General features: G+C 54.6%; 4 protein-coding genes. 2 read left to right on the top strand and 2 right to left on the bottom strand.

The features are described from left to right. Both KGZ66_05970 and KGZ66_05965 read left to right on the top strand, forming a co-directional pair. The coding region (locus KGZ66_05970) for a DUF1156 domain-containing protein (protein MBS3985130.1) at nt 1-2,677 on the top strand (2,677 nt) is incomplete at its 5' end. Between the two features lie 8 nt (nt 2,678-2,685). Then, nucleotides 2,686-5,445, top strand: coding sequence for a DEAD/DEAH box helicase family protein (locus KGZ66_05965; protein ID MBS3985129.1), 2,760 nt, complete (start codon nt 2,686-2,688; stop codon nt 5,443-5,445). A 17-nt stretch (nt 5,446-5,462) separates the two neighbouring features. Here the strand turns inward: KGZ66_05965 and KGZ66_05960 are convergent, their stop codons facing one another. Then, on the bottom strand, nt 5,463-5,669 hold the full coding sequence (locus tag KGZ66_05960) for a type II toxin-antitoxin system HicA family toxin (protein MBS3985128.1): 207 nt from the start codon (nt 5,667-5,669) through the stop codon (nt 5,463-5,465). Further along, a complete protein-coding gene (locus KGZ66_05955) occupies nt 5,662-5,862 on the bottom strand; it encodes a type II toxin-antitoxin system HicB family antitoxin (GenBank protein ID MBS3985127.1) in 201 nt (66 codons plus the stop codon). Before KGZ66_05955 ends, KGZ66_05960 begins: the two co-directional genes overlap by 8 nt. Between the last annotated feature and the right edge of the window lie 392 nt (nt 5,863-6,254).

Raw genomic sequence — 6,254 nt, 5'->3', positions numbered from 1 at the left:
CCCCCGCCGCGACATGGAAGTCTTCTTAAAGATAATGAGTATGGACGAGAGCGGCTTGCTGGCGCGCGCCGATAGGGCAGAGCTAGATAAGCTAGTGCGCGACCAGTGCGGCTACACTGCGCTGGAATACCGCAAGCTGGCAGCGGACGAAAAGGCCAAATTACGCAAGCAAGTGTTTGGTAAGCTAGGTTACGACGCCAAGATTAAACTCGGCCTGCGCCCCGAGCAGTTTACCCGGCCTGCCGACGACCACGCTTGGAACGAAATTAACCATCACCTTGGCACCAGGGCCTTTACCCTGCAAGACCTTGTACGCCAGTTGTCGATTAAACGCTTCGGCAAAAACGCGGTAATTGGCGACTGTTTCTGCGGTGGCGGCTCGGTGCCGTTTGAAGCCGCGCGCCTGGGGCTTGACGTCTACGCCTCGGATCTGAACCCGATTGCGGGACTGCTGACGTGGGCAGCCATCAACATCTGCGGCGCTAGCGATGCCGAGATCGCAGAGATTAAGCAGTTTCAGCAAGAAGTTTACGACGCGGTAGACCAAGAGATAACCGCCCTGGGGATCGAACACAACGAGCAAGGTGACCGCGCCCTATCTTATATCTACTGCGTGGAAGTGAAATGTCCGGAATGCAGCGCGGTCGTCCCAATGCTCCCCTCGCTTGTGGTCGGAGAGCGAGCTGGGAGCGTGGTGGCGAAACTCCGCAAGCAGGGAACCCGCTATGACATCGACATAGTTTCGGATGCTACCGATGCCGAGATGAAGGAAGCCGAAGCCAACGGAACTGCAACCGACAACGGCTTGTCCTGCCCTAATTGCGGCAAGTCCACACCTCTAAGCGTGTTGCGCCGCGACCGCCGCGATGAGAATGGCAATATCATCTACGGTTTGCGTCCATGGGGGAAAAGCGAGTTTGAACCGCAGCCTAATGATGTGTTTCAAGAGAGGCTCTATGCCATCCGCTATGAACAAGAGTACGTCGAGAATGGCAAGTTAAAGACCAGGCGCTATTATAGAGCCCCCAATGCGCGCGACCTCGCCAACGAGGACAGAGTGCGGCGCATCGTCGCCGAGAACATCGTCAAGTGGCAGGAGCAAGGGCTTGTGCCAAGTATGGCGATTGAAAGTGGCGATGAAACCGACCGTCTCTACCGAGAGCGCGGGTGGACGCATTGGGTCAATACTTCGCATCCGCGTCAGATTTTTATTCTAAGTAGATTCGTTGACAAGTCTTTATCGGCAAATAGTCAGCTAACTAGGACTGCGATGGTTCTTGGCGTAAATAAATTGGTTGATTATTGCTCTAGACTCTGCAGATGGAAGCCAACGTCAGACAAGTCTGAACAGACGTTCTACAATCAGGCTCTGAACACGCTGTTTAACTTCTCCGCACGAAGCCTGACTATGTTAAGCACCTTATGGTTGCGGAATCCTGAGCAACACGTAACTTGTTCAAAACCTAGAATCCGTGCCATCGACGCCAGAAGTGTCGATGATCATGCGACGATCTGGCTCACCGACCCCCCGTACGCTGACGCTGTCAACTACCATGAACTTTCCGAGTTCTTTTTGGCTTGGGACAAGCGCCTCTTAAAAGAGGCCTTCCCCGAGTGGTATACCGACAGCAAGCGAGTGCTGGCCGTGCGCGGGGGAGAGGGCTTTGCGCAAAGCATGATTGACATCTACGCTAACCTGACCGCGCATATGCCCGACGACGGCCTGCAAGTCGTTATGTTTACGCATTCGGATCCTGCGGTATGGGCGCAGCTGGCTTTAATTATGTGGAAGGCCGGCCTAAAAGTGACCGCGGCTTGGAACATCGCCACCGAAACCGACGCCACTGGGCTTAAAAACGGCAACTACGTTAAAGGCACGGTGCTGCTTGTCCTGCGCAAGCGCACAGGCCGAAGCGAGGCTTTTCTCGACGAAATAAATGCCGACATTAAGGCCGAGGTCGTGCGCCAAATCGAGAGCATGCGAAAGCTCGACACTAAGGAAGACCCGAACTTCGCCGACCCCGACTATGTGTTGGCTGCCTACGCCGCGAGCCTAAAAGTGCTAACCGCCTATGCGTCAATTGGCGAACTTAACCTCGACCATGAGCTAGACAAAGCAATAAACGACTCCAAGAACTCCCAAGTCGTCGCCTTAATTGAGCGGGCGAAGAAGCAAGCTTACGACTGCATTATCCCAGCGGACTTTGACGCGTACTTGTGGAAAGAGCTTTCACCAGCCGAGCGCTTTTATATTAAGGGCCTCGAGTACGAGAAGCACGGCGGCTACCAAATCTCGACCTATCAGGAGTACGCGCGCGGTTTCGCTCTAAGCCACTATAGCCGCCTGATGGCGAACGAACGCGCCAATACCTGCCGCCTAAAAACGCCCTCCGAGTTTGCCATGCAAGCGTTTACCGAGGTGCCGCGCTTTGAGGATTCGCTGCTTAGGCTAGTTTTGGCCGCCATTCACATTTCCCTTAAGGAAGACGACCAGCCCAAGAAAGGCCTGTGGCACCTAAAAAACAACCTGCTGGATTATTGGGCCAAGCGCGATATGCTAAAGCAGCTGCTTACGTTCCTTAGGGACACGCGGGACATCGCCAACATGCCGCACTGGCAAGCCGCAGCACAGATGGCCGAGCACATCTACGTACTCGTAGACAACGACCACATCTGAGGTGAACAATGAACCGCTATTCATCCCGTACCGGCAAGTTACGTGAGCAGTTCCTAAACGCCAAACTGCAGGGTGCAGTGAGCTATGACCGCATCGCCGGCTACTTTTGCTCGTCCATACTGGAAGTAGCGGGCGAAGCGATTGCGGCGGTGGCAGACAAAGTAAGGGTAATCTGCAACTCAAACCTCGCCCCGGCCGATGTCGCCGTCGCCAAGCTCGGCCTGCGGCAAGAGTGGAATGACTTTAAGCCGGAGGAAGTGTATGCGACCGCGGGCGCCATGGCCCGCCTAAAACAGCTCTACGCGTTGCTTAAGTCCGGCAAGCTGGAAGTTCGCGTTCTACCCGACGAAGTATACGGCCTGATGCACGGCAAAGCCGGGGTAATCACCTATGCCGACGGCAACAAGACCTCGTTCCTAGGCAGCATTAACGAGACTAAGAGCGCCTTCACCACCAACTACGAGTTGGTGTGGGAAGACAGCGACCCTGCGTCTGTAGCGTGGGTACAGGCGGAGTTCGATTTCTTTTGGCATAATCCTCACGCCGTGGCGCTTTCTGAATATGTCATCGAAGACGTAAAGCGCATCGCCGAGCGGCGCACGCTTCCTTTACACGCGTGGCGCGCCGGGACGGCCGAGCCGATTGCCGCCGTAGCCGCCGAGGAACCAATCTATAGAAACGAGTTTGGCCTCTGGGCGCACCAAAAGTATTTTGTCGCCCGCGCCTTCGAAGAACATAAGCAGCGCGGCGGCGCGCGGCTCTTGCTTGCCGACCAAGTGGGGCTAGGCAAGACTGTGCAGTTGGCCATGGCGGCAAAGTTAATTGCCCTCTACGACGAAAAACCCGTACTGGTCATCGTACCCAAGACGCTCCTCTGGCAATGGCAGGACGAGCTTAAGACGCTGCTCAACCTCCCCTCTGCCGTTTGGACAGGCCGCTTGTGGGTTGACGAAAACGGTTATGAGTACCCAGCCGACAGCACCAAGGCTATAGTTAAGTGCCCGCGCAAAGTAGGGATTGTTTCGCAAGGGTTGATTACGCGCCGGTCGGAAGCGGCTGAGCTACTAAAGTCGCTACGCTTCTCCTGCGTAATACTAGACGAGGCACACCGCGCCAGGCGCCGGAACCTTGGCAAAGACCCCGATAAACACAAGGCCGAACCGAATCATCTGCTAAACTTTATGCGCGAAATTACGTTGCGCACCAAAAGCCTGCTCCTCGCTACGGCCACGCCGGTGCAAATTGACCCTATTGAGGCTTTTGACTTACTTGCCGTGTTGGGCCTCCCCCCCGAAGCAGATAAGGTGCTAGGCGACAACTACAGCGTGTGGCGCAAGACGCCGGGCACGGCCATTAAGTACATTCAGGGAGAGGAGCAGGCTCCGACAGCTGAGGCCGAGGCATGGGAGATAATGCGCAACCCCTTCCCCCCGCGCCGTGAAGACAAGAGCTTTGCGATTTTGCGGGAGCAGCTAGAAGTTGCCGACGACCACAGCGTGCTCGCTCAGGCTGTTTATGGCGAGCTCACCCGCCCGCAAAAGAACAGGGTGAGAAAGATTTACCAAGACGATAACTTTATCGAGAACCATAACCCCTACATCCGCGCCATCGTCCGCCGCACGCGCGATTATCTGGAGAACACTCGGAACCCCGATACAGGCGAACCCTATTTGCGCAAGATAGAGGCGATATTGCTGGGCGAAACAGACGAAGAAGCCCTCGAGCTTTCCGGCTACTTAGCGCAAGCCTACGCCATTGCCGAAGAGTTTTGCAGCCTGCTATCGTCAAGAGTAAAAGGCGGCGGCTTTATGTCCACCCTGCTCTTAAAGCGCATCGGCAGCACTATGGTGGCCGGCCAGAATACCGCCAAGAAAATGCTGGCATGGACGGAGGCAGGGAAGGAACAACTGCGCACACTCTACGACGAACTCGGGGAAGCGGACGACGGTGACGATGACGAAACCGAGGAGACCGCATTTAGTGATATTAAGAACCTGACACCGGACGAAATCGAGTGCCTCGGCAGGCTTGTCGCCGTATTGAACGCGAACAAAGATACCGACCCAAAATACAGCCGCGTCAAGGCCATTCTCACAGAAGGAGTCGAAGGCGAAGGCGGTTGGCTGCGCAAGGGCTGCATCTTGTTTTCCCAGTACTTTGACAGCGCGGTGTATGTGGCAGAGCGGCTCTCGCGCGACTTACCAGATGTCCCTATCGGCCTTTATGCAGGCGGCGACAAGTCGCGCCTTTACCTAAATGGCTCATTTAGGAAAGAGAGCAAGGATCAGATTAAACGGCTGGTAAAGGCACGTGAGCTGCGGCTCCTTGTCGGCACAGACGCCGCTTCTGAGGGGCTAAACCTGCAGAGCTTAGGCACGCTGATAAACATCGACCTGCCGTGGAACCCCACCCGGCTCGAACAGCGCAAAGGACGCATCCAGCGCATCGGTCAGGCGGCGGAGCGTATTTACATCTACAATATGCGCTATAAAGATTCTGTCGAGGACAGAGTGCACGCCAAGCTCTCGGATAGGCTGCAGAGCATCTACACGCTGTTTGGGCAAATCCCCGATGTGCTGGAAGATGTATGGATTGCCATTGCCCAAAGGGACGAAGCGCGTGCCGAGCTGACCATCAGCAAGCTACCTGTGAAGAACCCGTTTGTTCTAAAATACGAACAACGCATCCCGAGCTGCGGCGACTGGGAAAAGTGCGCAGTGGTGCTCGATAAGGCTGAGGAACAACAGGAGCTTATGCGTGGGTGGTAGCCAAAGACAGCCCTGCGTTATAACAACTTTTTGAACTGCTCTATGGTAAGTCCAGCGTCCTTTATTATACCAGCCATGGTAAACGCATGAACAGGGTTTGCTCTGGTGATGATGCGTTCGCCATTAGTCAAAGTAATGTGCTTGCCTTCACGCGCAATACAAAATCCCGCCTTCTGAAAAGCTTTAACAGCCTGGCGATGGTTGACCCCCGGTAATTTAGACATTTGCTACTTCTACGTACCGGCAATCTTTGTCTTTCGTCAGTAGATCAACTGTCTCCAAATATGACTCTATGGCATCCTTAACGTTCTCAAGTGCCTCCGCCTCTGTATTACCTTGTGACCAGCAGCCAGGTAGTCCCGGAACCCAGACAGAATACCCCTCTTCGGTCCTCTTTAGATTCACTTTGTATCTCATGGCGCACCTCCAAGCATGCATGCCCTATTGCGCTTATTTTACCGCCTATTAACGCATAGTGCAAATTGAAAACTCCCTAAGCGTTTTGCGTTGCTAGCTTTTTTCTCAACCAACCGCTGTGTTCAACAAAGGGAACAGGGGCAACGCCGTGGTTTTTCGGGCATGCTAGCCACTAGACATCCATAATATGACATCTGGGCCTGTATAAGGGCGTAGTCATCCCTTGGCGCTGATGCTAGGTTTTTGATTCGATTAGACCAGCAACTCTACGCTGCCTTCACTAGGCTCCGCATTTTATCGTGCTGATTTGCTCTTATTCGTCCTACGGCCATTGCCAGCATTACGGCCAGCGCTAGCGTGCACCGCATTGTCATTTTTCGCAACCCACGGAT

This window comes from Selenomonadales bacterium, assembly GCA_018335585.1.
GTDB lineage: Bacteria > Bacillota > UBA994 > UBA994 > UBA994 > UBA994.
This window is presented reverse-complemented; position numbering and strand designations above follow the sequence as displayed.

Excerpts from the sequence above, each read along its gene's own strand:
- KGZ66_05965 (MBS3985129.1), top strand. The coding sequence starts at position 2,686 with ATGAACCGCTATTCATCCCGTACCGGCAAGTTACGTGAGCAGTTCCTA.
- KGZ66_05960 (MBS3985128.1), bottom strand. The coding sequence starts at position 5,669 with ATGTCTAAATTACCGGGGGTCAACCATCGCCAGGCTGTTAAAGCTTTT.
- KGZ66_05955 (MBS3985127.1), bottom strand. The coding sequence starts at position 5,862 with ATGAGATACAAAGTGAATCTAAAGAGGACCGAAGAGGGGTATTCTGTC.